This window comes from Argonema galeatum A003/A1 (assembly GCF_023333595.1).
Classification (GTDB): Bacteria; Cyanobacteriota; Cyanobacteriia; order Cyanobacteriales; family Aerosakkonemataceae; genus Argonema; species Argonema galeatum.
Genome location: NZ_JAIQZM010000027.1, coordinates 32,078 through 56,019, shown reverse-complemented (window position 1 = coordinate 56,019; position 23,942 = coordinate 32,078). Strand labels below are relative to the sequence as shown.

Genomic DNA, 23,942 nt, shown 5'->3' with positions numbered 1-23,942 from the left:
CAGATAAACTTGACGATTTGTGCAAACATATGTGAACTACCCACACTAAATCGAAGCGATTATAGTGTGGGCTTCTAACATCACAGAGGAATGCCTCAGAACAGACTTGCGTCCCATCTTTGGTCTTACTTCCCCTCCGTTAGCAGAAACGGCTGTTCCATCCGTCTGTAGTATCCTGATGCCCTCCGCTCTAATATTTGTTGCTGCATTACCATCACGGTCGTGACGAGTACCGCAATTAGGACAAGTCCACTCCCTAATATCAAGCGGTAACTTATCAATCTGGTAATAGCAATTAGAGCAGAGCTTGGAGCTGGGGAACCAACGGTCAATTTCAACCAACTTGCCACCTTTTTTCTCTAGCTTGTAAGCTAGGAAATTGACGAATATTCCCCATCCCGCATCAGATATGGCTTTAGCTAAATTGTGATTGCGTACCATGCCTTTGACATTAAGATTCTCTACTACGACAACTTGGTTTTCATTGACGAGCTTTCGTGAAAGCTTATGTAGAAAATCCTGACGGGATTTAGTTACCCGTTCGTACAATGCGGCTACAGTCTTTTTTGCTTTGTTCCTTGAATTACTTCCTTTCTGTTTTTTAGCTAGTTTTTGTTGCTTGCGTTTGAGGTTTTTCTCGTGTTTGGCTAGATGCTTAGGGTTATCATACTTGGAGACTTTGCAGCCATTACTCGTAATAGCAAAATGAGTCAATCCCAAGTCAATCCCAATTACTTTGCCTTCAATTGAAACAATCGGATTGTCGCCTTCACTCTCCGTCAATATTGAGGCAAAGTATTTCCCTGAAGGATCTAAGCTAACCGTTACGGTTTTGATTGTTCCTTCTATGTTCCTGTGTAGCTTGGCTTTAACTTTGCCAACTTTACCTGGAAACTGAACAAACCCATCAAGTACCAAGACATTTTGAGGATACTGAATTGATTGCTTACCATGCTTTGACTTGTAACGCGGGAACCTAGCACGACCTGCAAAAAAGTTTTTATAGGCAGTTGTTAGGTTGAGCGTTGTTGCTTGCAAAACTTGGCTATAACATTCAGACAACCAAAGTGTTTCCTCGGCTTTCTTGAGTTTTGGTAGAAAGGCATTGAGTGCTGACTGACCAAGGCTTTTACCCGTTTCTTTGTAAGTCTCAATTGACTTGTTTAGAGCATAGTTCCACCACCATCTGGCACAGCCAAAATGCTGAGACAGTGTGGTTTGTTGCTCTAATGTTGGATAAAGTCGAACCTTGACGGCAGTATGCAGCATCTCATTACCTCCTTACTGTATTATACACATGACAGTAAAACAGCTACAAAGATAAAGATTTGGAGATTTCCGTACCGTTCGGCTGAGGCTCACGGCGAAGCCTACAATCTCCCTGCCTTTCATCCCGCCGCTAAACTGGGTACAGTTATAGCGGGGGACAACAGGAGCGAGTAGTTAAATTATTTTGGTCTTGCCACTAATCTAGAGTTGGCTTTTAGCGGTCTGCAATTCACTTGATTGTTCGATCGAAAACCAAAAAGGTCTTAAGCCCCCCACTTTCAGTCGTGGACAAGAAAAAAACCTTTTGAGTATTGCAGAGCTACAGAACAACCGTCTGGGGGTCAATCCAAAATCCAAAATCCAAAATCTAAAATCGATTGACCTTAAGGAGAGTAGCGGCGGGTTTTAGGATAAATCTAAGTGGTTTAACGGAGATCGAGCGAACCCGTCTTCAACAATAATCTCTTTTCCTGAAAGGCTATCCGTAAAACCCGTCCCTTATACCCCAACTAGAGGTAATTAACGAGAAACAATATAAAGCCGCTAACTTAAACAAAAATTATAGAGAATATGGGCAAAATAGAATGATAAGATCTCAATGAACACGCTTCGAGGGTCTGCTGTGATCCGTTCTGCCACTTTGACGCTTCAGCCGACGCCACAGGTACTCTGTGCTAACAATCGCCTGAGATTGTTTTCTGGCTCAGCTAATGTGCCACTTGCTCAGGAAATTGCTCGTTACCTGGGTATGGATCTTGGGCCGATGATCCATAAGCATTTTGCCGATGGAGAAATTTACATCCAAATTCAGGAATCAATTCGCGGTTGCGATGTTTACTTGATTCAGCCAAGTTGCCGCCCTGTGAACGATCACCTGATGGAATTGCTAATTATGATTGATGCCTGTCGTCGGGCTTCGGCAAGGCAAATCACCGCAGTGATTCCTTATTATGGGTATGCCCGGGCCGATCGCAAAACAGCAGGGCGAGAGTCAATTACAGCCAAGCTGGTTGCCAACCTGATTACCGAGGCTGGGGCCGATCGCGTTCTGGCAATGGATTTGCACTCAGCCCAGATTCAAGGCTATTTCGATATTCCCTTCGATCACGTCTACAGTTCGCCGGTAATCCTCGATTACCTAGAAAGCAAACAACTAACCGATATCGTTGTTGTCTCGCCGGATGTGGGCGGTGTGGCTAGAGCTAGGGCTTTTGCCAAAAAGCTCAACGACGCCCCGCTAGCAATTATCGATAAACGCCGTCAGGCCCATAACGTGGCCGAAGTTTTGAATGTCATTGGCGATGTCGCTGGTAAAACAGCGGTATTAGTGGATGACATGATCGACACGGGCGGCACCATTACAGAAGGAGCCCGCTTGCTCCGAGAGGAAGGAGCCCGTCAGGTTTACGCCTGTGCGACTCATGCGGTGTTTTCGCCCCCTGCAACTGAACGGCTATCGAGCGGTTTGTTTGAAGAAGTGATTGTGACGAATACGATTCCGGTTTCGGAAGCAGCTCGCTTTGAACAACTGACGGTGCTTTCAGTTGCCAATGTATTGGGCGAGACTATCTGGCGAATTCACGAAGATAGTTCTGTCAGCAGTATGTTTCACTAATTAGTCATTGGTCATCTCCTTTGAAAGAATGTAGAGACGTTGCATGCAACGTCTCTACAACGGTTACAGGTAACGCACCTTTAATTTCTGGAGATGTATATTAGTCCTTTGTTGTTAACCAATGACTAATGACTAATAACTAATGACTAACGCTGCTGGCTGCGAGGATCGAGAGCATCTCGCAAACCATCTCCCAGTAGGTTAAAAGCCAAGACTGTGAGGACAATCAGCAATGCTGGCGGCCAAATTAGCCAAGGTTGTAGCACCAAAATAGAAGCGTTGGTCGCCAGAGATAACATATTTCCCCAAGAAGGATCGGGCTGCTGGATTCCGAGTCCGATTAAGCTGAGAACCGATTCAGCGCCGATAAAACCAGGAACTGCTAAGGTGGCGGAGATAATTACGTAAGTAGCCGTCTGGGGCAAGACGTGGCGGATGATGATGTAAATAGGGTTGCCGCCCATAGCTCGTGACGCTTGTACAAATTCTCGTTCTTTAATTGACAGCACTTGTCCCCGGATCACTCGTGCCAACCCTGCCCAGCCAATGAATGCGGTGATGAACACAATTAAGAGAAACCGCTGGGCGCTGCTGAGTCCCGGCGGTAACACTGCGGCGAGGGCGACTAGGAGATAGATGCTGGGAATGCTCATCAGCACTTCCACGAAACGCATCAAAATGCTGTCAATCCAGCCACCAAAATAGCCAGAAATCCCACCGAAGAGTATCCCCAAGGGAAAGGAAATGGCAACTCCTACCCAGCCAATGCTCAGGCTAATCCGTCCTCCATGTACTAGACGAGTAAACTGGTCGCGTCCCTGTTCGTCAGTACCCAAAAGGTTAAACTTGGCTGACCCATCTGTGCCGAATAGATGCCAATTGCAGGGAATACCCCCAAAAATTTCTACTTCTTCAAATTTGGGTGGTATTGGCAGGCTCAGCCGAAACAAATAGTAAGTTGGCCCCTGAACAAATAGGCTTAGAGGTGAGGGTTTTTGCCAATCTACAATTAATTTGCGATCGCCTGTCGTAAGCTCTACCGGCCCTTGAGTAGTAGGATAGACATGAGGGCCGATAAACTTTCCCTCTGGCGTTTTCAAATAAATCTGCGTCGGTGGCAATAGCGAACCATTAGGCTGAGACGCATAAGCATCATAAGGTGCGACAAAATCAGCCGCAATTACTGCCAAATAGAAAACTAACAGTAACAAAGCTCCCAAACGAGCTAGAGGATTCTTTTTTAATTTCTGCCACCAGTTCATAAATCCCTATTATATAGCAACCGATGAGTCGGTTAGGACATTCTCAATTCCTGAAACTCTTGATTCTAGCCCCTTCTTCCCCTAGCCTAAGAGTGCGTGTTTTCTCTCCCCGGAGATCCCCCCCAGCCCAAGAATGAAAAGGGGGGACAATCCAGTCAAAGTCCCCCTTTTTAAGGGGGATTTAGGGGGATCTGACTCTAACTTGACACTTTGAAAACACGCCCTAGCCCCTAGCTATACCTGTTCAACCAGTCGCCTTTGTTCTTCCTCAGCCTTTTCGTGTTCTACCACAAACACATTCGAGTACAAGTTAGCAATGATTTGCTTGCCTTGCTGCGTCAACTGTAGATAACGAAGTGCATCTTTAATATAAGGATGAACTCCATGCCAGTAAAACTTAGAATAGTTCCTGCGTAGATCTCCAGGATGACGGTATCCCAAGGCTTTATTCACCCCAGTCTCTTCAAACTCGTAGAACAAAGAAGTAATTTTCTTGAGGTAGCGCGGATCGCTTAGTTGGCCAATTAAATCGGCGGCGCGAACCAACTCCGCATAGTTTACCGTATTCTGACGATCTTCAGCGGCGGGAACTGGGAAGCGAGTCAGTTCAATATTACGCTTAATTGTATGAGCATCAATTAGCTTGTGACCGCCAAAGCGTTCATCGATAAAGAGTTTTGCCCGGTCTACGTGATAAGGGGTAAGGCTAGCATCCGAAGCCCCAAAACGCAGAGAAATCATCCCGCCGTCTTTTCCAGTCGCATACAATCCGTCGGCTTCTATATCTTGACGGCAAACTCCTTTGACATATCCAATGTCATGACATACCAGCGAGATAATGCAGTGTAACCAATCTTCACAGGAAACACCACCCTCGCGGATATGTCTTCCGCGTAAGATCTCCTGTCCGACTAAAGTCACAAGGATCGTATGTTCAACGTCGTGATAGAGGGCGTCGCTGTTGGCGATATTTTCCAGCGCCATGCTTCCGGCCCAGCCAATAATGTCTCCGTAGTCGGGCTTGAATCCTCCATAGGTGCGGCGGTAACCGTCTCGAAGCTTTTCTACGAAGGTGTCAATCAGAATTTCTGTGGCATTAAACATACTGGTTACTCGTTTGTGCTGGGGGCTGTGTCAGGAGAGAATTGCGAGATATTAATATTTATTATCTTTACTATTCTTATTCAATTTAGCGAAAAAAACCACTTGTTAGAGAGCGAATATTATGCTACATCTCTTTGCCCCAGCAGCCGATCGGCATTTGCGTATAGGTAAGATTATCCAAGGTTGCATCAAAATGTGCTACACTTAAATGTAAATGCGGGTGTAGTTCAGTGGTAGAGCATCTGCTTCCCAAGCAGAATGTCGTGGGTTCGAGCCCCATCACCCGCTCTCTAGAGTCTCCCTCTTCTCCAGTTCGATCGGCTAGTGACTAATTTCGACAAAGTGGTACACGGAAGTGGTACACGCTGGTTGGCTAAAAAATTTCTGGCAACCGGGAACCGCTTTTGATACTACCAGCTACTATGCTGGTAGCTTGTATAATGGGCCTTGGCAACGAAACCCAACTTATTAGTTTGGTGGTGTTGGGTTTCGCTTCGCTCTACTCAACCTACGAATGATTAGCTCAATTATAAGTAGGGGAGAGCCAAATGGATAAAGTCGAGCTAAGGCGATGCACTTGTGGTTGCTGCACTACAGCAATTAATCAAAGGCTCTTTGGCTACTTTCTCCAGTCCGACTGACTTTAACAGTTCTTGCCATGAAGCTGCAAGGGCGGGATAATTAGGATCGCTGAGTGGCAGTTCGAGTATAGTTGTGACTGCTTCGTACCATATCCCATTTTTTGCATACAGGGCTAGACGATCGCGCTCTTGTTGAGTCTGCTTTAGCTGTTCGGCTAGAGTTGAACTCGGTTCAATTCGTTGCACCCATCCTTCCACAAAAGGATCGTTAATTGGATCGGCGATATTGCATCTGAGTGCCAATTGCCACTTATAATTTTTATCTTTTTCTAAAGGCGGTATATTCAATTCTGCAAAGGGACTGAAGCTGACAATACCGGCTTTGCCGGTAATGGCAAAGGTTTGTCGGTAAATATCTAGATCCTGTTCGTCCTTGAGAACAAATTCTACTGTACGTGCGGAAGTTGCAGGAATATAAAAGAAGAATTTCGGATTGCTTCTCACCGTTAATCCGAACTTATTTGCTGGCATCAATGCAGTTAAAGAGAGTTTGGCGTCTGGGTCATTTGCACATTGGCTACCACGCGATGCCCCACCGGCGGTGCTACTAGGTGCCCCTCGGTTTGGAGGCTGAAATGCCTGTGCAACTTCCCAACTACCAGGTATCCTTTGGGCTTGTATCTGCTTTTGCTGTGCCTGTACCAACGCTTGCAAGCGAGGGATAAGAAGGAATCCCAGAGATAGGGTGAAGGAAAGCGTTGCCAGATGTAGGAGGTTTTTTTTCCAACCCATAAAGATATCTGCTTGTGGAACAATGATTAAATCGGCTGATTTGTCAAACAAACAAAAGGCGAGATTATTTTGCCTTCAGTTGACCGAAAACCAAAAAGGTTTCAAGCCCCCGACTTTGAGTCGTGGAGAAGAAAAAAAACCTTTTCAGTATTGCAGAGCTACCGAAAGACCGTCTGGGGGTCAATCCAAAAACCTAGAATCCAAAATCATCCGATCGATTGACTGCAAAATTGGCATCGCCGTATGTATGAATTAATTCTAGTGTACTACTAGATCTAGGACGAATGGCAGCTGACCAAATGTTCCGATCGATCGCCTCACCGCCAAACTACGCCCCTGCTGGGACGGGAAATATTTCCGAAAGGCGCTGCTGAAGCAACTGGGGAAATTGGGCGTAGTATTGTTGGTTGAGCGGGGAGGGGTGAGGAAGTGGCATAAGCGTTACCAGACGTTGATGCAGATTGCCTAGCTCGTCTTTGGCTTGCAGTGTGACTGGAAGACTGGCGGTATAGCGATCGGGCCTTTCAAAAAACTCCGCTGCAACTCCTTTGCCAGCATAAGGGTAAAACCATTTGAAAGCTTCATTACCTAGCGTGATAATGCGATCGCCTTGCCAATTCATTACCAGCAAACGCTCCAGAAAGGGACGAAACCGTTTCTTCACAGGCTCCGAGTAAGCTTTGTTACCGGGTGGTTTGTAAGGAACCGTGTTGGTGAGGAGAACGCGATCGAGAACGGCTTGCAAATCTTCACTGTTACTCGGCTCTTTGCCATAGATAGCCCGGTACAGACCCCGACGTACCAGCTTGCCAGCAGCGCCGTAGAGCGGTTGACGCGCAGATACTTCATCTTTGCCCAAATCCCGCGCAAAAAAGCACAGCTGGCTTTCTAGATTGCCTGCATAGAGAATTGGCACAGTCGGCTTTAAACCCGCAGCAAGATAGACTGGTTCATCAATGGGAAAGGCAGCACTTTCCGCTTCTTGCTGTATTTCTGCTATTAATTGTTCGATACTTGACATAGAAACTCACCTTGTGAATCCGTTTTAAAAGTTTATAATTCAGTATCCCACTTCAACCGCGATCGATAAATCCCACTTCTTACCTTATATTACTTAACAGCCTGTGTAGCAGCCCAGGCCCCAAGTTTAATAGGGGATTGTAATGATGGCTTGAAATACGGCGAAGGAGGGATTTCTCCACTTCGCTCAATGGCTTGTTTGATGTTATTGAGAACTTCTCCACTTGCGATATTTGAGGCATTTTGCAATGCCAAAACTCCGACCTGCCGACCAAACTCGCTAGGTGTGTCTAATATTTTACAATCAGGTTTCAAAGTTAGGATATCTTCATAAATAGTTATACCAAAACGGTTTGTGAACTTACGTTCCTGCCATCGTTCAATATTAAAGCCAGCGCCTCCAACAGCACAAAGAGCCAGTAAATGACTGTTATTAAAAGCTATTCCTCGAACTCTGGACTCTCGACCCATGACAAAAATTGCTGTTCCATCTGGATGCAGAATCCGCCGAAGCTCGGCTAATACTAGCATCAAGTCTATACAGAATTGTACCGGAGTCATAAAACGATTTCCACGGTGCTTTCGATTCGAGCCCATTTCTGACGGAGCAATGTCAAGTAAATGCCACCCCAACATCTCCATTGCTTTACGGTAGTTCTGATGATAGTTAAAAACATTTATGTAGGGTGGTGAACTTATTACTAAGTCTACACTTTTTTCAGGTAAAGGTAATCCCCGCGCATCACTCATAAAAACATGGCAAGGGCGAGAAGTAAATGAAAGATTGCTTACAATGGCGCGGTTGCGTTCGTAGCTTAATTCAAAATTTTCCCCTGTAAGAACATCGCCATTTCCCATAGCCAGCGTAACGGTCGTTAATAGCAAAGAGTGTAACATCTCATCACTGGCTGCTTCGTTCAGTAATCGCATAGCTGCTTTTTTGATTGATTCATTTGGCGGTTGGTTTTTCGGTATTCTAAAGAGAGTTGGGGGGAGATAGTCGCCAATATGCTTTTCAATTAGTTCTTCGGCAACAGTGAAGATCCGACTGCGTAACCGAATGTTTATATTAGCAAACTTTGCCTGTCTTGCAAACAAAATAGCAGCAGGATTAATCTCGCTGCCATAACACTTAAGACCCCGGCGGCTTGCTTCAAAAAGGGTTGTCCCGCTACCTACAAATGGATCGATAACTACAGTGTCGTCTTGAGCGTAGGCATCGAGAAGAAGGTCAACTAAACCTGGGGAAAACTGGCCTCTCCAAGGATAAAAACTTGTTCGCTCCCTATCCATAAGATCGAGTTTGTTTTGAGGCATGAAATTCCTATCAATTGGAAATGATGCAATTTTTTCAGCTAGGTTACTCAAATAAAACATAACTTTAGAAGTACCCTCTAGCCAATACTTCATCCTCTTGTAAGACGGTTGCACCGAACAGATTCCTCATATGATTGACGAAGCGCAAAACCCTGTCTTCACGTATTGGATTACTAAGAAGAAACTCTTGATGTGAGTCTCGCTGCTTTTTTCGATCGCTGGATTTGGCGAACTTGTGGCGAACATCCGATGCCAACCTTTTGCCCCGGAGAATAATCACCTCATCAATATTGGTATCGGCAGTGCTTATTGGTGGCATATCCAACCACTCGCAAAGAATATAGTAGCGCGAACCCGGAAACGCCATCTTTAGGTCGCGGGCAGTGCCTAGCAACCCTGGAAACATTGTACTATCTAGGTTAGTTTTGCACTCCGCAGCAAGAAACGCAAAATATATTTTAAGGGTCACGGTGTCGTTTGCCGGAAATTTTTTGTCAAAAGAAGACTTTAGGTAGGCCGTGCGACCTACTGTAAAATCCTGATTCTTTTTGCGAATCTGAAGACCAGCACCCTTTTGTGGCGAAGTGAGAGTGGTTGTAAAGTAAGCGCCTGCAAAAGTTGTCTGCGGGCCAGTTATATAAATCTGCCCTTTCAAGGCAGGGATTATAGCAGGGTCAACTAATCGAGGTAAGAACTCTTCAAGAATCGAGTTGTCCAGCTTTAGTTGTCCTCGCTGACGGTAGAGGAAATCTGCCTCGCTGTCCCAAATAAGTTCAACCTCAACAAACGTTTTGTAGTCGTTAAGGGTATTCACCAAAGCCTTAACCTTTTCGTCACCCTCAGAAGTGATTCCATCCATAGATTTAATCCATTCTCGGTACTTCGCAATCGTGTTTTGAACGCTCTCCTTATCTGCCTGTGGAAGCTTCTGATTACTTAAAAGTTTTTGAAGTTTGTCATAATGAGGTGTGAGGCTATCTGGTTGGACGGGCAAGAGGTCTTTTTCTTCACTCTTTAGGTCTTCTTCGGTGATAGAATTAAGTTCTTCCATGTAATTCGTTTTTCAGAAGATAAAATGAATTTGCAGAGGTAGTGTTCCTAATAAACTTTACCACTAAAACATACTTTGCTTATGACTGAGCCATTAATCGAACTCAAGGGAATTAGCAAGTCCTTTGGTGACACTGTAGTACTAGATGAAGTCGATCTGAAGATTTACCAAGGCGAAGCACTGGGTATTATCGGCCCATCCGGTACGGGAAAATCGACGATTCTGCGGATAATTTCTGGATTGTTGGCTCCCGATGCAGGCGAAATTTATATTCAGGGACAAAAGCGGCTGGGGTTAGTCGAGGATGCAGTAGATCCGATCGCGATTGGGATGGTGTTCCAGCAGGCGGCTTTGTTCGACTCGCTGACGGTGGAGGAAAACGTCGGCTTTGTGCTTTTTCAACATTCTAAACTGCCGCGCCACATAATTCGAGAACTTGTCAACCAAAAGCTGGAGATGGTAGGGTTACCAAGGATTGGCGATCGCTATCCGTCTCAGTTGTCTGGCGGGATGCGTAAGCGGGTGAGTTTTGCGCGTGCGATTATGTCAAATCCAGAAAATTCTGAAGATACCCCAGAAGTTTTGCTGTACGATGAGCCTACAGCCGGATTAGACCCAATTGCTTCAACGGTGATTGAGGATTTAATCCGCCAGTTGCAGTGTCAGGACGGCGGTTGTGGCACTTATGCGATCGTCACCCACCAAGATAGCACCATCCGTCGCACTGCCTCTAGAATTGTTTGCCTCTACCGAGGTAAAGTGCAGTGGGAGGGTAGCGTCCGGGAGATCGATACGACCGAAAACCCTTTAATACGGCAATTTTTTAGCGGTAGTGTAGAAGGCCCAATTCAAGTAATCGGTTAAGATAGCTCTGGACAAGTCAATTTTGGATTTTGGATGAAACCGTTACTTGTCAAGCCTGACAGTCTTTGGTTCTCACAAGCTCTAAAATCTAAAATCTAAAATCTAAAATCGGCTGGGGAGGAGGAAATGCGATCGCGAACAGTTCGAGAAGGATCTGTTGGTCTGTTGTTCTTACTGGGAATTGGCGTATTTGGTGCATTGTTTTTGTGGTTGCGAGGGACATATTTTGGCGATCGTACCTACAAAGCTACAGTTGAATTCGCAAATGCAGCGGGTATGCAAATAGGGACGCCAGTGCGGTATCGTGGCGTCGCCGTTGGCAAAGTTACAAACATCAAAGCAGGTGCAAATGGAGTTGAAGTTGAGATTGAAATTACTCAACCAGATTTGGCAATCCCTCGCGATGTTGCAGTAGAAGCCAATCAGTCAGGTTTAATTAGCGAAAACACGATCGACATCATACCGACAAACTCCGTACCGCTAAATCTTCAAGGCGCTAACCCATTAGACCCCAACTGCAAAGACAGCAACCTGATTATTTGTAATAACGCACGTTTGCAGGGTCAAGTTGGCATCAGCCTCGACGAATTTATTCGCGTCGCCGTTCGCTTTGCTAAAGTGTACAGCGATACCAAGTTTTTTGATAACATCAACTCAGCAGTTGAAAACACATCAGTGGCGGCGCAGGGAGTCACACAAGTGACACGGGAACTCTCCAGTTTGCTCGGCGCGGTAAAGCAAGATTTAAGAAACGTATCGGCAGCTGCAAATGCCGTTAATCAGACTGCCAACAAATTCGGAGGAACTGCCGAAAGACTCAATCAAACTATTGTCGGATTCCGAGAAACTCCTGACCGACTTAATCAAACTATTGCTAAATTCGGACAAACGCCTGACCGACTTAATCAAACTATTGCCAAATTTGGAGGAACCGCCGATCGACTTAATCAAACTATCGCCCAATTCGGAGGAACTGCTGGTAAACTTAATCAAACTGCTGATAAATTTGCGATAACTGCCAATCAAATTAATGGTACTGTTAATCAAACTGCCAATCGATTCGGTGTAACAGCAGACAAATTTGGTCGCGTTGCCGATCGAGTTTCTGTAACTGTCGATCGACTTGATTCAACCGCTACTCAAACTGCCAATAAATTCGGTACAACAGCCGATGAATTGCGTTTAACAGCTACTCAAGCCAGCGGTTTAGTAACCAACCTCAATAATCTAATTACAGCCAATCAAGCTACTCTCGTTAACACGCTAAATAATCTCAGCCAAACGAGCGAGCAACTTCGCGTTACAGTTGCCAATTTAGCGCCTGCGATCGATCGCGTCACCCAAGGAGAATTGATCCGTAACTTAGAAACTCTATCTGCCAATGCGGCACAAGCTTCAGCCAACTTACGCGACGTTTCTAATTCTCTCAATAGTCCGACAAATTTGCTAGTGCTGCAACAGACTTTAGATTCGGCTCGCGTCACGTTTCAGAATGCACAAAAAATCACATCTGACCTAGATGAGTTGACAGGCGATCCAGCTTTCCGCAATAATCTACGCAATCTGGTTAATGGATTGAGTGGTTTGGTATCTTCGACAGAGCAACTACAGCAGCAAGTTGAAGTAGCGCAGTTCTTGACTCCTATGGCGGAAGCAACGAAGATGCAGATTCCTGAAATAACTGGTCATATAAATTCCGCTTCTGCTAACCATTCACCTATACCGATCCCAACCCCGATTGCTGAAAATAAGCTAAATAAGTAGGTGAGCGTAAATAAACTGAACTTCCAGAAACCCGGTTTCTTGGAGAAACCGGGTTTCTAAGGGCCTGAAGTTTTACGTTTAATTATGCCCACCTACTTCAATTAGGCCATAGGCGCTAGCTTGTCTGAAAATAAAACGTTTTTAAACTACTATAAATTTTATCATGACCAGATGCTGTTGTTAGAGGCTCTGCCTCCACTATGGGTGACGAGGGTACTTCTTAGGTATGTTGTTGCGCTTCAGCGCTATCTTAAAGAGCGCTGAAGCGCAACAACATACCTAAGATTTAACTATGACACCAGACGTGACCGCGCTCCAGCACGGTCACGAGGGTGGAATTATGCCCAATCCTCGGTGTCGCTATTTCGAGTTTTATAAACTTGGCCTTTTTCATGAATTTTGCGAGTAATTTCATAAAGCTGTTCTTCGCTCATATCCCACTTTTGGAGAACTTTTTCTAAGTCTTTCTGGATATCTGGAGCGCCTGGAAAGCCACGGTAGCGAATTTTTAGTCGCGCTAATTCGGCTTGCTTGTAGTCATTTGGCTGTCCTGACAAAAGGTTATCAACGATTTTGCGATCGGCCCAATATTGCGGATGCTGCTGTTCTTTAGTCATTGGTCATTGGTCAGTGGTCAGTGGTCAGTTGTCAGTTGTCAGTTGTCAGTTGTCAGTTGTCAGTTGTCAGTTGTCAGTTGTCAGTTGTCATTGAATTAGCAGCAGCGATATGCTTGGCTAAAAGTTCTTCAAAAACCGCGTACATATCTTGTGCAACCTTTTTCGGGTTCCACAACGTTGATAAAGTTTCTGGCTGTTTAGATTGCACCAGTTGCTCTCGGATTGACAGCCTTAAATCGTGGTTATTACCCAACTGAATTCCCCAATCTGTATACTCTGACCAACTCTTAGCCGCACCAGATGAAATGAAGAGCGTTTGCAGGAAAGAATACCCCATCCTAGAAAGATACGGATCGCCATATCTAGTTACCACTGGGAGATTAAACCACAACGCTTCTAGGTTATGCGTCCCACCATTATAAGGGTAGGAATCGAGCAAAACGTCCGCAATTTTGTAAATCATTCTATGTTCTTCTTCTGTCTTGCTTATCGACACAAATTTGAGGCGGTGAAACCCAACGCCAATTTCTTCGCATCCTTTCTGATAAGCCGATTTAATTACTTCAGGATCGCCAGTATGACCTTTATATATCAACACGCTATCTGGGACGCGCTTGAGGATTTCGATCTGAGCTTTGATTAACTCTGGATTCAATTTATATGCTGGCGCAACGCACAGGTAGACTACCTGATCTTCAGCTATCCGCAAGCCTTTTCTGGCAGCTTCTCGATTCACGGCGTTGCATTCAAATCCAGAAATTGCCACAAATGAATCTGGCATACGGATTAACTGTTCGCGGTAGTATTGTTCTACGCCAGCAGGATGCGTGTGCCGGTCACATAGGAAGTAATTAGTCGCATCTGTAAATGGTGCTTCAAATCCTAACCACGTCATACATATTGGCGCTGGTTTTTTATGGATAATATCGACTTGAATTGGCACTGTGAGAGAATCCAAGTCGATTAATATATCCACTTTATCTTGTAAGATTTGCTCGATCAGATCGTTAGTATCGGCTGCGCCGTTTAGATATTTTATGGGTCTATATAGTTTTGTACAAGCTTGTTCAAACAACTTAGTTCTATCATCGGGTTTGCGATCGCCTGTGGCATACAAATAGACGTTCTGCGTCAGGTTGAACATTTCTCGGATGATGTCATAACTGCACCAGCCTACAGAATGTCTGACAAAGTAACTGGATAAAAAGCCTATTCTTAAGGATTTTGAACCCCGCTCTTTGGGCTGAATATGGGAAATTTGACTTGGCTTTGCATCGATCACTTTTTCGACATATTGTTCGCCTATAAGTTTAGCCAGTCTCAAATTAGCCTCTATATCGTCCCGCAAGTAGTTGATATTAAATAATACTTGGGTGTAGACAATTGTTATTTCTTCTGGCTTCAATTCTTTCAGGCGCTTGTAAATTAGTGGTTCTATTTCCAAAAATTTATCTCTGGCAATTTGATTTAGGCCGGATTTGATATAAGTGTTGATAAAGGTCACGGCAGCAATTAGCTGGCCGGTTTCCCCACAATTGAGTATGTAATTATCCGCTGCTTCTCTTAAAATCCCAAAATTAGAATTATTGGGAGGGACGCTGATTAAATGCAACATACACAAATGGGCAAGCAGCCGATCGGGTTTGAGTTCAATGGCTTTCTGAAGGGTGTTTATTGCATATTTGAACTTCTCGGCATTAAGCTCGCCTTGTTGATAACTTTGCCGCTGTACTGCCATGCCGATGTTATAGTAAGCTTCGGCCAAGTCGGGTTGCAGCTCGATCGCTTTTTGGAACTGGGCGATCGCTTCCTCAAACTTATCCTGTTGCGCCAGAACCGCGCCGATGTTATAATGAGCCCGCGCCGAGTCTGGTCTAAGTTTAAGTACTTTCTGGTACTGGACGATCGCTTCAAAAAACCGCTCTTGTTCTACAAAAGCATTGCCTAACTGGTTGTAGGCTTCCGCATAATCCGGTTTGAGATCGATAGTTTTTTGGAAATGGCCGATCGCTTCTTCGATCTGGCCTTCTTGCTTGAGCGCTGTACCCAAGTTAAAGTGTGCTAAGGGGTAATCCTGTTTTAGTTGAATCGCTCGTTTGTAATATCCTCTAGCCTCTGACCACTTGCCCTTTTTCCCTACAGCCGTTCCCAGATCGTTGAGACTTTCGGCGCTAAGGAGTTGTGGTTTGAGTTCTAAAGCCTTTTGCCAGTAAGGAACTGCCTCATCTGACCGTTCTTGCTGCATTAAAACATTTCCCATATTCCAGTGGGCAGCTGCCATCTCTGGTTTGATGGCGAGCGCTTTTTCATAGTACGCGATCGCTTCAGTAGGCTGACCCAGCTTAGAAAGCATTGTACCTTTGTTGACAAGGGCTTCTGCAAACTCCGGGTCGATCTCCAGCGCCTTGGAGTAAGCGCCCAAAGCCTCTTCTATCTTGCCCTCAGCTTGCAGACCGTTGCCCAGAGTCTTGTATGCTAGGGCAAAGTCCGGTTGCAGCTTCAGGGCGAGTTTGGCGGATGCTGTCGCTTCAAGGAATCTCCTTTGCAGCAAATAAACTTCACCGATCTCGTGATGTACCTGGGCGTAGTCTGGTTGAATTTCCAGCGCCTTTTGGTAGCTTTCTATCGCCTCATTTAATTTTCCCTGGCTTTTGAGCTGGTTACCAGTTTCGCAGAAGTTTTTAGCTGTTTGGGGTGAATGAAGTTCCGATTGCATCCTTGACGCTGCCCTCAACGCGGTAAAGTTAACGCTGGAGTTAATTCTAATCTGTGATTGACAATTTGTGAGGTCAAGTCGGGAGATGGGGAGAGAATGACCACTGACCACTGACCACTGACCATTGACCACTGACCACTGACCAATTACCAAAAAGGAGTTTTCGTAATGAGTGCAGAAATAGACGCCACTACGTTGATGAAACAGCAAGTTGGCAAAGCCGCCGCAGACCGCGTACAGTCAGGTTCTATAGTGGGACTGGGGACGGGATCTACTACAGCTTACGCGATCCAGTTTTTGGGCGATCGCCTTAAATCTGGGGAATTAAAAGATATCATAGGCGTCCCCACATCGTTTCAGGCGGAAGTGCTGGCTAAACAGTACGGGATTCCACTGACGACACTGGATGCGATCGATCGGATTGATATTGCGATCGATGGCGCTGATGAAGTTGACCCCCAACTCAATTTAATCAAAGGTGGCGGTGCCGCCCACACCCGCGAAAAAATCGTGGATAGTCTAGCCGACCTGTTTATTGTAGTTGTGGACAGTTCCAAACTGGTAGACAAACTGGGATCTACCTTCAAGCTACCAGTGGAAGTGATACCGATGGCATACGCACCCGTAATGCGTGCCATTGAAAAACTGGGCGGTAAGCCAGAATTGCGTATGGGCGTCAAAAAAGCTGGTCCGGTGATTACCGACCAAGGCAACATGGTAATTGATGTCAAATTTGACACTATTGACAACCCAGCCGAACTGGAAAAAACGCTCAATAACATTCCCGGTGTTTTGGAAAATGGCTTATTCGTAGGCGTCACGAATTTGGTGCTGGTAGGCGAAGTCAAAGATGGGCAGCCCAGCGTGCGCGAGATTTCCTAATCTGGTCGTCATTAGTCAGTCAGTAGGGGCGAAGCATTCGGGCAAGAAAGATCGAGTTTTAGTCCACAATTTATGGCCCCGAATGCTTCGCCCGTACAAGTCAGTAGTCATTAGTTAAAAACTCCCGTTAACCATTGCTTACAAATACCAATGACTAATGACTAATGACTACCGACTAAACCTAAAATTTCCTTAGTGATACGATCGGCCTCTTGGGTGGGTAAGTTAAAGGTAGCAGTACAGTTGGTGTTCTTTCCCCTTGTGGCTTGAAGAAATTGGTTGTTTTGACCGGAACGCCGGACAGTAATTTTCTGGCTAGGTGCATTTACAGGATATTGGTAGCAGGCGATCGCATAACGGAGTATGGGTGCGTAAACCCTGATGGTGTATAACCTACAACTTCCAGAAAGCTTTACCTACGGACATCGCTTCCAACAGGCGGTCTATACAGCGTGCTACCGGCGCGATCGCTCTCAAAACCTTATATTATAACACATTTGTTGCAAATCTCAACAAAAAGTGCCGAAAAATCTGCCATTAGGCGTAAAATCTCGTAAAATGATAATTCAACTACTTAAGTGGGGTAAGCTAAGCTACGAATAATAATAGTCAGTAGTTTTACTTATGAAACGACAATAAACCTGCTACTTTGACGAAATACTTGGCATGGTAGCAGGCGATCGTCTGCTCATATCGCTTCTGTTTGCATCAAAACTGCAAACCCAATGCAGGGAAAATATTTTATTAGGGCCCCACAACCGCCTTACTCCTAAAAAACCAATTGTATATGGTTATTGTTAAAGCGGTTTCTAATTAAGCAGAGAATACAATCTATCATTTTTGCCTAAAATATGTGAAAAAAATATGAACTTTTAATAAAAATTTAATAACATCTGGTAACAATAGGAGACTAAATGGTAAAATAACATATGTCAGGGGGCTAGACAGTATCTACATTAAAATACAAATGCGATTCAGAAGTGTATCCAATTAGCATGGAAATTTCAATCGGAATCGCCTAGTGAAAAAATGCTTTTGTTTTAGTGTGTCTACCTGTGAGGCTATAAAAAATTGGTCGCTTTTAACAGAACTTTTGGCAATAACATTATAGATGGCTCATCCCAGGCTGAGAGCATTTTTGCGATGGAAGGGGATGACACCATTTTTGCGATGGAAGGGGACGACATTGTTAACGGCAACGAGAACTCAGACATCCTCAACGGTAACCAAGGCAGAGACCTAGTTCGTGGAGGGCAAGACGACGATCTTGTGCGGGGAGGAAAAGATGACGATATCGTCTATGGCGATTTAGGCAACGACACCGTTTATGGCGATTTAGGCAACGACACCGGCTATGGCGGCGTGGGAGATGACCTATTAGTTGGCGATCGAAATCTAGGCACAGACTTTAACCAAGATGGCAACGACGTTTTATATGGCGAAGAAGGCAACGACGAAATCTTTGGTCTAGGTGGCGACGACCTCCTATTTGGCAACCAAGACGCAGATATTATTAACGGCAACGAAGGCAACGACACAGTTTGTGGCGGTCAAAACGACGACCTTGTGCGCGGCGGTCAGAACAACGACTTGTTATTTGGCGACAAAGGTAACGACACCGTTTATGGCGATTTAGGTGATGACACAGCCGAGGGTGGCTTGGGAGATGACCTATTAGTTGGTGATGAAGGAATAAATACAGACTTTAACCTAGATGGCAACGACGTTTTATATGGCGGAAAAGGCAACGATACCGTCTACGGTCTAGGTGGCGACGACTTCTTATTTGGCAACGAAGACTCAGATATTATCAACGGCAACGAAGGCAACGACACTATTTGTGGCGGTCAAAACGACGACCTTGTGCGCGGCGGTCAGAACAACGACTTGTTATTTGGCGACAAAGGTAACGACACCGTTTATGGCGATTTAGGTGATGACACCGCCATAGGTGGCCAAGGTGATGACCTATTATTCGGCGATATAGACATAAACTCTAGCCTTAATGGCAACGACGTCCTCTTTGGCGGACAGGGTAACGATACTATCTGCGGTTTAGGCGGCAATGACATCATCAACGGCAACGAAAACTCAGATTTAGTCTACGGCAATAAAGGTCAAGACATAGTTCGCGGCGGACAAGGTAAAGATACCATTTGGGGAGGTCAAGACAACGACCTACTCTATGGCGACCAAGGCAACGACGTTTTGTGGGGAGATTTAGGCGCAGATAGCCTCAGCGGCGGTAGCGGCGACGATGTATTTGTTATTGGCAGACGCGATGATGTCCCAGGTTTTCGCACTACAGGTGGCCTCAACATTAGTAATGCCGACTACATCGCAGACTTTGGCGATGGTTTAGATTTAATTGGCTTAAGTGGTGGACTAACTTTTGACGACCTAAACATCTTTCAAGGAAGCGGTGAAAATGCAGGCAATACCCTAATTCAGGACAAAGGCACCGGAGAGTTTTTGGTGAATTTGAAAGGGGTAAATAGCAGCACCCTTACTAAGGCTAACTTTACCTATTCTACGATAAGAATAGACAGCTACTTACAATTTAGTCAGCCGACATACCGGGTGAGAGAAGACGGCAGACCAGAAACATTAGTAACGGTAACTCGCACAGGCAGTCTTGAAGAAGCAGTAAGTGCGATCGCGTTTTTAACCGACGCCACTACCAAAGCAGCTTCTGACTACAACGCCACCCCTATCCAGGTGAATTTTGCCCCTGGAGAAACAGCAAAAACCTTAATTATCCCCATTGTCAGCGATTCTATTCTAGAAGGCGACGAGACATTTAACATAGCCTTGGGTTTTCCCAACAACGGTGCCACTATTGCATCGCCCAAAGTAGCTGATATCACAATTGTAGATAGTAACAGTACATCGCTATCTAACGCAGGCACCCTTCAGTTGAGTAACCCTCTCTATGGTGTTAGTGAAGATGGCACACCCTTCTCATTAATCACAGTAATACGCAGTGGCGGTAGTAGCGGTGCGGTAAGTGTAAGAGTGCTAGTCAACGGTGGTAATGCGATCGGCAGCGCCCCACCTTTAGTATCACCCGCAGACTTCAGCAATAACCCCATCCTAGTTAGCTGGACAGATGGAGATACTGCCCCCAAAGTTATCACCATTCCCATCCTTGATGACACAATTATTGAAGGTAACGAAAGCGTTAGCTTAAACTTAAGCGACCCCACCGGAGGCGCAATAATTGGTTCGCAAAATAGCGCCATTCTCACCATAGTAGATAACGACTTTTCCCAATCACCCAGCACTGGTCAACCGGGAAATCTATCATTTACCGCCGCCAGTTACAGCGACAACGAAGGTAACGGCAGCACACCCAACAAAATCGTTGCCACCATCCAACGTACAGGCGGAAGCGATGGCGTAGTCAGCGCCCAAGTACAGTTAGATAATCCACCTGGAAGTGCTACCGACGGCAGCGATTACATCAACATTTCCCCGATTACAATTACCTTTAACAATGCTGAAACTTCCAAAACTGTCAGCATCCCCATTGTTGGAGATACCACTGTTGAACCGGATGAAACGATTAACCTGAGATTAGCTACTCCCATAGGTGGCGCAACTCTTGGCAGTCAGCAAACAGCCACTTACACGATTATAAATGATGATAGCCCCATCACCATAAACGGCCCAGAAATTGATGTCGTGGATGGGGGAATAACAATACCCGATAATACGGGAAGCGTTAATTTCGGTACGGCTACTGTTGGCACGCCTCTGACAAAAACCTTCATCGTCAAGAATTTAGGTACTGCTAACCTGACCCTCGGTGCAATTAGCAGTTTACCAACAGGTTTCACTCTGGTTAATCCATTCGCAATCACAACTCTAACTCCGGGTAGCACAACAAGCTTCAATGTGAAACTTGATGCTGCTAACACTGGTAGTTATAACGCTACCATTTCCTTTGCCAATAACGATGCGGATGAAAATCCTTACAATTTCAACATCAGCGGAATTGTCAACCCACCCGCAACCAATGCGGAAATTCAAGTCCTTGATAGCAGTACTGACATCATTGATAACACCACAACGCCGATTAACTTTGGCACGACTACTGTTGGTATACCCATTACCAAAACCTTCACTGTCAAAAACTTGGGTAATACGGCGCTTAATTTGATCGGTTGGACATTGCCAACCGGATTCAGCGTTGTGGGAACTCTGCCTGGAAGTATAGGCGCAGGAAGTTCAGCTACTTTTGATGTCAGATTGGAAGCTATTACTGGTAATCCTTACCAAGGAAATATATCAATTGGCAACAACGACAGCGATGAAAATTCCTTTGACTTTGCCATTGCTGGAACGGTAACTCCCATACCGCCAACAAGTCCAGAAATTCAAGTTTTGGATGGAAATAGCGACATCGCTGATGGAACTACAACCCCCATAAACTTCGGTACGACTCCTCTGGGTGTACCCATTACCAAAACTTTCATAGTCAAAAATTTAGGTGGTGCTGCACTTGATTTGAGTAACTGGAGTGTACCAAATGGATTTAGTTTTATCGGCACCCTACCTGGAATTGTAGGCAGTGGCGGTTCAACTACTTTCCAAGTCAAATTTGATGCGGCTACTGCGGGAACTACCCCAGGAATTATAACGGTTGGCAACAACGATAGCGATGAAAACCCCTTTGACTTTGCCATTGCCGCAACGGTAAGCGGTACGCCAACATCAAATGCAGAAATTCAAGTTCTGGACGAGCAAAATAACGATATTCCCGATGGCAATGCAACGGCGTTTAATTTTGGTACTACCGCAATTAACGCACCAATTACTAAAACTTTCACGGTCAAAAATTTAGGCACAGATGTGCTTAACTTAACCGGATGGGCTTTGCCAGCAGGTTTCAGTTTTATTGGCAATCTCCCTGGCAGTGTAACGACGGGAGGATCTGCTACTTTCAATATCAAATTCGATGCAGCTACTGCTGGGACTTCCCAAGGAACTTTAGCCCTTAGCAACAACGACAGCAATGAAAATCCCTTCGATTTTGCGATTACGGGAACGGTAAACGGGACAGCGGCATCAAATGCAGAAATACAAGTTTTAGACGAGCAAAGTAACGATATCCCCGATGGCAATACTACAGCGTTTAACTTCGGCACGACTGGTGTAGGAATACCCGTTACTAAAACCTTCACGGTCAAAAATTTAGGTACAGATGTGCTGAACTTAAATGGCTGGACTTTGCCAGCAGGTTTCAGTTTGGTGGAAACTATACCGGGAAATTTAACAGCAGGGGGTTCAGCTACTTTCAAAATCAAAATGGATGCTACTGCTGCTGGTACTCCTCAAGGAACTTTGGCGATCGGCAACAACGACAGCAATGAAAATCCTTTTGACTTTGCGATCGCTGGCACGGTAAACGGTACAGCGGCATCAAGTGCGGAAATAGAAGTTCTCGATCCGGATAGTAACAACATTGCCGATAACACCGCCACAGCGATTAATTTTGGCAGTACTACTGCTGGAAAACCCATTATCAAAACATTCACAGTCAAGAATTCGGGCAACGATGTCCTAAAATTGAGTGGTTGGAAGTTACCTCAAGATTTCAGTTTGGTGGGAACTCTCCCAGGAAGTATAGATGTTGGTGGCTCAGCAACTTTCGATGTCAAACTCGACGCTACTACTGTTGGAAATCCTCAAGGCTCTTTTGAAATCGGCAACAATGATAGCGATGAAAATCCCTTTAATTTTCCGATTGTAGCAACGGTGAATCCCAGCCCGGAAATACAGGTACTTGATGGTACTTTTGATGTTGCTGACAACAGCGCAACCCCGCTTGACTTTGGCAGTACTCCTCAGAATACAATTCTTACGAAAACCTTCACGATTAGGAATTTGGGTATTGGTGATTTAACTCTAAATCCGACTATCAACTTGCCAGCTAAATTTACTTTACTTAGCGGTTTTGGCAGCACGAATATAGCTTCTGGCCAATCAACAACTTTCCAGGTAAGAGTCGATACTACCACTGTTGGTACTCCGGCAGGAGAGCTATCTTTTAGTAACAATGATAGCGATGAAGAACCATTTAATTTTCTGATCAAAGCAACAGTAGTACCTCCGTCAGTTAGTATTACAAATACACTTGACCCTATCGCGCGCGAAACTGGTAGAGACAACGGTGAATTTGCTATCACCCTTAACACTGCTGCACCAGCGGGGGGTGTAACAGTGAATTTTTCTGTAGGAGGAACGGCTACATTTAATAATGCTCCTCTTACTGATGATTACGAAGCGTCTAATAATAGTACAGGTGGCGCGACTCTTACCTTCAATCCAATGAGTGGTTCCGTCACTATCCCAGCCAATCAAACTCAGGCGAGGATCAGGGTAAGACCTTGGGATGATTTTGTAACTATTGAGAACAATGAAACGATAATATTGACTCTTACAGGGGCAACTGCTGGTTATACGCTGGGAACAGATACGACTGCTCAAATAGCGATCCGGGATAATGACTGGGACGGAACTAACAGCACTATCACCGGAGCTGATAATGGGACTGACAATATCCAGCAAAATGATGCCGGTTCTGATACCATCAGTCCTGGTGGTGGCTTTGATAATATCGCTTGGACTAACGTTCCCACAAATAATGCTTTGGATGTAATTAATGGTTACACTCAAGGTGAGGATAAGCTTCAGTTTAATAAAGCAAACTTTGGAAATATCGTATCTGGTTCTGCTTTCTCTGCTGCGGACTCTACAAGCGTTACGAATCTGGGAGCTGGTGGGGATAGCATCAGTAATAAGAAGCTGATTTACTTTGCGACAAATGCTAGTGTGGATACGCTTGCTGAGGTAGATACAGTATTGGCTTCTCAGAACGGTACTTCCGCAGGTGCAGTTTTCTTTGTATACACGAATGGTTCCAGCCAGCGTATTTTGGGTTACGACGCGAATGCGTCTGCGATCGGTGGTGCTGTGAATATTATGCGTACTTCCAACAACGTTGACCCGCTGTTCGGCGACTTCAGGTTTGTCTAAGATTGAGCTAAAACCAGATTTGGCAAAAGTGGCGATCTGGTTTTAGA

At 45.2% G+C, this 23,942-nt stretch carries 14 protein-coding genes and 1 tRNA gene; 6 read left to right on the top strand and 9 right to left on the bottom strand.

All coding sequences use genetic code 11. From position 1 onward, the window contains the following. Window positions 1–45: 45 nt before the first annotated feature. Entirely contained in the window at window positions 46–1,269 is a 1,224-nt protein-coding gene (locus tag LAY41_RS23470) for an RNA-guided endonuclease InsQ/TnpB family protein (RefSeq protein ID WP_249103418.1), read from the bottom strand. Between the two features lie 622 nt (window positions 1,270–1,891). On the opposite strand from LAY41_RS23470, the gene LAY41_RS23465 reads away from it, so the two are divergent. After that, a complete protein-coding gene (locus LAY41_RS23465; protein WP_249103476.1) occupies window positions 1,892–2,884 on the top strand; it encodes a ribose-phosphate pyrophosphokinase in 993 nt (330 codons plus the stop codon). Window positions 2,885–3,030: 146 nt separating this feature from the next. Here the strand turns inward: LAY41_RS23465 and LAY41_RS23460 are convergent, their stop codons facing one another. Both LAY41_RS23460 and LAY41_RS23455 read right to left on the bottom strand, forming a co-directional pair. Then, entirely contained in the window at window positions 3,031–4,146 is a 1,116-nt protein-coding gene (locus LAY41_RS23460) for an ABC transporter permease (protein ID WP_249103417.1), read from the bottom strand. A gap of 234 nt (window positions 4,147–4,380) precedes the next feature. Continuing rightward, on the bottom strand, window positions 4,381–5,250 hold the full coding sequence (locus LAY41_RS23455; protein ID WP_249103416.1) for an Npun_R2479 family HD domain-containing metalloprotein: 870 nt from the start codon (window positions 5,248–5,250) through the stop codon (window positions 4,381–4,383). Window positions 5,251–5,466: 216 nt separating this feature from the next. On the opposite strand from LAY41_RS23455, the gene LAY41_RS23450 reads away from it, so the two are divergent. After that, window positions 5,467–5,538, top strand: a tRNA-Gly gene (locus LAY41_RS23450). 275 nt (window positions 5,539–5,813) lie between these two features. Here LAY41_RS23450 and LAY41_RS23445 read toward each other — a convergent pair. The 4 genes from LAY41_RS23445 to LAY41_RS23430 form a co-directional block, all read right to left on the bottom strand. Beyond that, window positions 5,814–6,623, bottom strand: coding sequence for a DUF928 domain-containing protein (locus LAY41_RS23445; protein WP_249103415.1), 810 nt, complete (start codon window positions 6,621–6,623; stop codon window positions 5,814–5,816). A 328-nt stretch (window positions 6,624–6,951) separates the two neighbouring features. Beyond that, the gene (locus LAY41_RS23440; RefSeq protein WP_249103414.1) at window positions 6,952–7,644 is read right to left on the bottom strand and encodes a uracil-DNA glycosylase family protein; all 693 of its coding nucleotides are present in this window, start codon (window positions 7,642–7,644) and stop codon (window positions 6,952–6,954) included. Window positions 7,645–7,733: 89 nt separating this feature from the next. Beyond that, a complete protein-coding gene (locus LAY41_RS23435) occupies window positions 7,734–8,960 on the bottom strand; it encodes a DNA methyltransferase (protein ID WP_249103413.1) in 1,227 nt (408 codons plus the stop codon). 64 nt (window positions 8,961–9,024) lie between these two features. Continuing rightward, window positions 9,025–10,011, bottom strand: coding sequence for a Bpu10I family restriction endonuclease (locus LAY41_RS23430; protein ID WP_249103412.1), 987 nt, complete (start codon window positions 10,009–10,011; stop codon window positions 9,025–9,027). Window positions 10,012–10,092: 81 nt separating this feature from the next. Between LAY41_RS23430 and LAY41_RS23425 the strand changes: the two genes are divergently transcribed. Together LAY41_RS23425 and LAY41_RS23420 are read left to right on the top strand one after the other, a co-directional pair. Then, window positions 10,093–10,875: an ABC transporter ATP-binding protein gene (locus LAY41_RS23425; RefSeq protein ID WP_249103411.1), complete on the top strand. Its 783-nt coding sequence runs from the start codon at window positions 10,093–10,095 to the stop codon at window positions 10,873–10,875. 126 nt (window positions 10,876–11,001) lie between these two features. Beyond that, entirely contained in the window at window positions 11,002–12,639 is a 1,638-nt protein-coding gene (locus LAY41_RS23420) for an MlaD family protein (protein WP_249103410.1), read from the top strand. 338 nt (window positions 12,640–12,977) lie between these two features. Here LAY41_RS23420 and LAY41_RS23415 read toward each other — a convergent pair whose 3' ends face one another. Next, window positions 12,978–13,256 (bottom strand): DUF3288 family protein, encoded by a 279-nt coding sequence (locus LAY41_RS23415; RefSeq protein ID WP_249103409.1) that lies wholly within the window; start codon window positions 13,254–13,256, stop codon window positions 12,978–12,980. Between the two features lie 73 nt (window positions 13,257–13,329). Then, complete coding sequence (locus LAY41_RS23410) at window positions 13,330–15,972, bottom strand: tetratricopeptide repeat protein (protein WP_249103408.1); 2,643 nt, start codon at window positions 15,970–15,972, stop codon at window positions 13,330–13,332. Between the two features lie 168 nt (window positions 15,973–16,140). On the opposite strand from LAY41_RS23410, the gene rpiA reads away from it, so the two are divergent. Then, window positions 16,141–16,854: a ribose-5-phosphate isomerase RpiA gene (gene rpiA / locus LAY41_RS23405; protein ID WP_249103407.1), complete on the top strand. Its 714-nt coding sequence runs from the start codon at window positions 16,141–16,143 to the stop codon at window positions 16,852–16,854. Between the two features lie 1,071 nt (window positions 16,855–17,925). Beyond that, complete coding sequence (locus LAY41_RS23400; RefSeq protein WP_249103406.1) at window positions 17,926–23,895, top strand: choice-of-anchor D domain-containing protein; 5,970 nt, start codon at window positions 17,926–17,928, stop codon at window positions 23,893–23,895. The last annotated feature ends 47 nt before the right edge of the window (window positions 23,896–23,942 follow it).

Bases quoted from the DNA above. Each gene is read 5' to 3' on its own strand.
- LAY41_RS23435 (WP_249103413.1), bottom strand. From the start codon at position 8,960: ATGCCTCAAAACAAACTCGATCTTATGGATAGGGAGCGAACAAGTTTT.
- LAY41_RS23430 (WP_249103412.1), bottom strand. From the start codon at position 10,011: ATGGAAGAACTTAATTCTATCACCGAAGAAGACCTAAAGAGTGAAGAA.
- LAY41_RS23415 (WP_249103409.1), bottom strand. From the start codon at position 13,256: ATGACTAAAGAACAGCAGCATCCGCAATATTGGGCCGATCGCAAAATC.
- LAY41_RS23470 (WP_249103418.1), bottom strand. From the start codon at position 1,269: ATGCTGCATACTGCCGTCAAGGTTCGACTTTATCCAACATTAGAGCAA.
- LAY41_RS23460 (WP_249103417.1), bottom strand. From the start codon at position 4,146: ATGAACTGGTGGCAGAAATTAAAAAAGAATCCTCTAGCTCGTTTGGGA.
- LAY41_RS23455 (WP_249103416.1), bottom strand. From the start codon at position 5,250: ATGTTTAATGCCACAGAAATTCTGATTGACACCTTCGTAGAAAAGCTT.
- LAY41_RS23425 (WP_249103411.1), top strand. From the start codon at position 10,093: ATGACTGAGCCATTAATCGAACTCAAGGGAATTAGCAAGTCCTTTGGT.
- LAY41_RS23420 (WP_249103410.1), top strand. From the start codon at position 11,002: ATGCGATCGCGAACAGTTCGAGAAGGATCTGTTGGTCTGTTGTTCTTA.
- LAY41_RS23445 (WP_249103415.1), bottom strand. From the start codon at position 6,623: ATGGGTTGGAAAAAAAACCTCCTACATCTGGCAACGCTTTCCTTCACC.
- rpiA (WP_249103407.1), top strand. From the start codon at position 16,141: ATGAGTGCAGAAATAGACGCCACTACGTTGATGAAACAGCAAGTTGGC.
- LAY41_RS23410 (WP_249103408.1), bottom strand. From the start codon at position 15,972: ATGCAATCGGAACTTCATTCACCCCAAACAGCTAAAAACTTCTGCGAA.
- LAY41_RS23440 (WP_249103414.1), bottom strand. From the start codon at position 7,644: ATGTCAAGTATCGAACAATTAATAGCAGAAATACAGCAAGAAGCGGAA.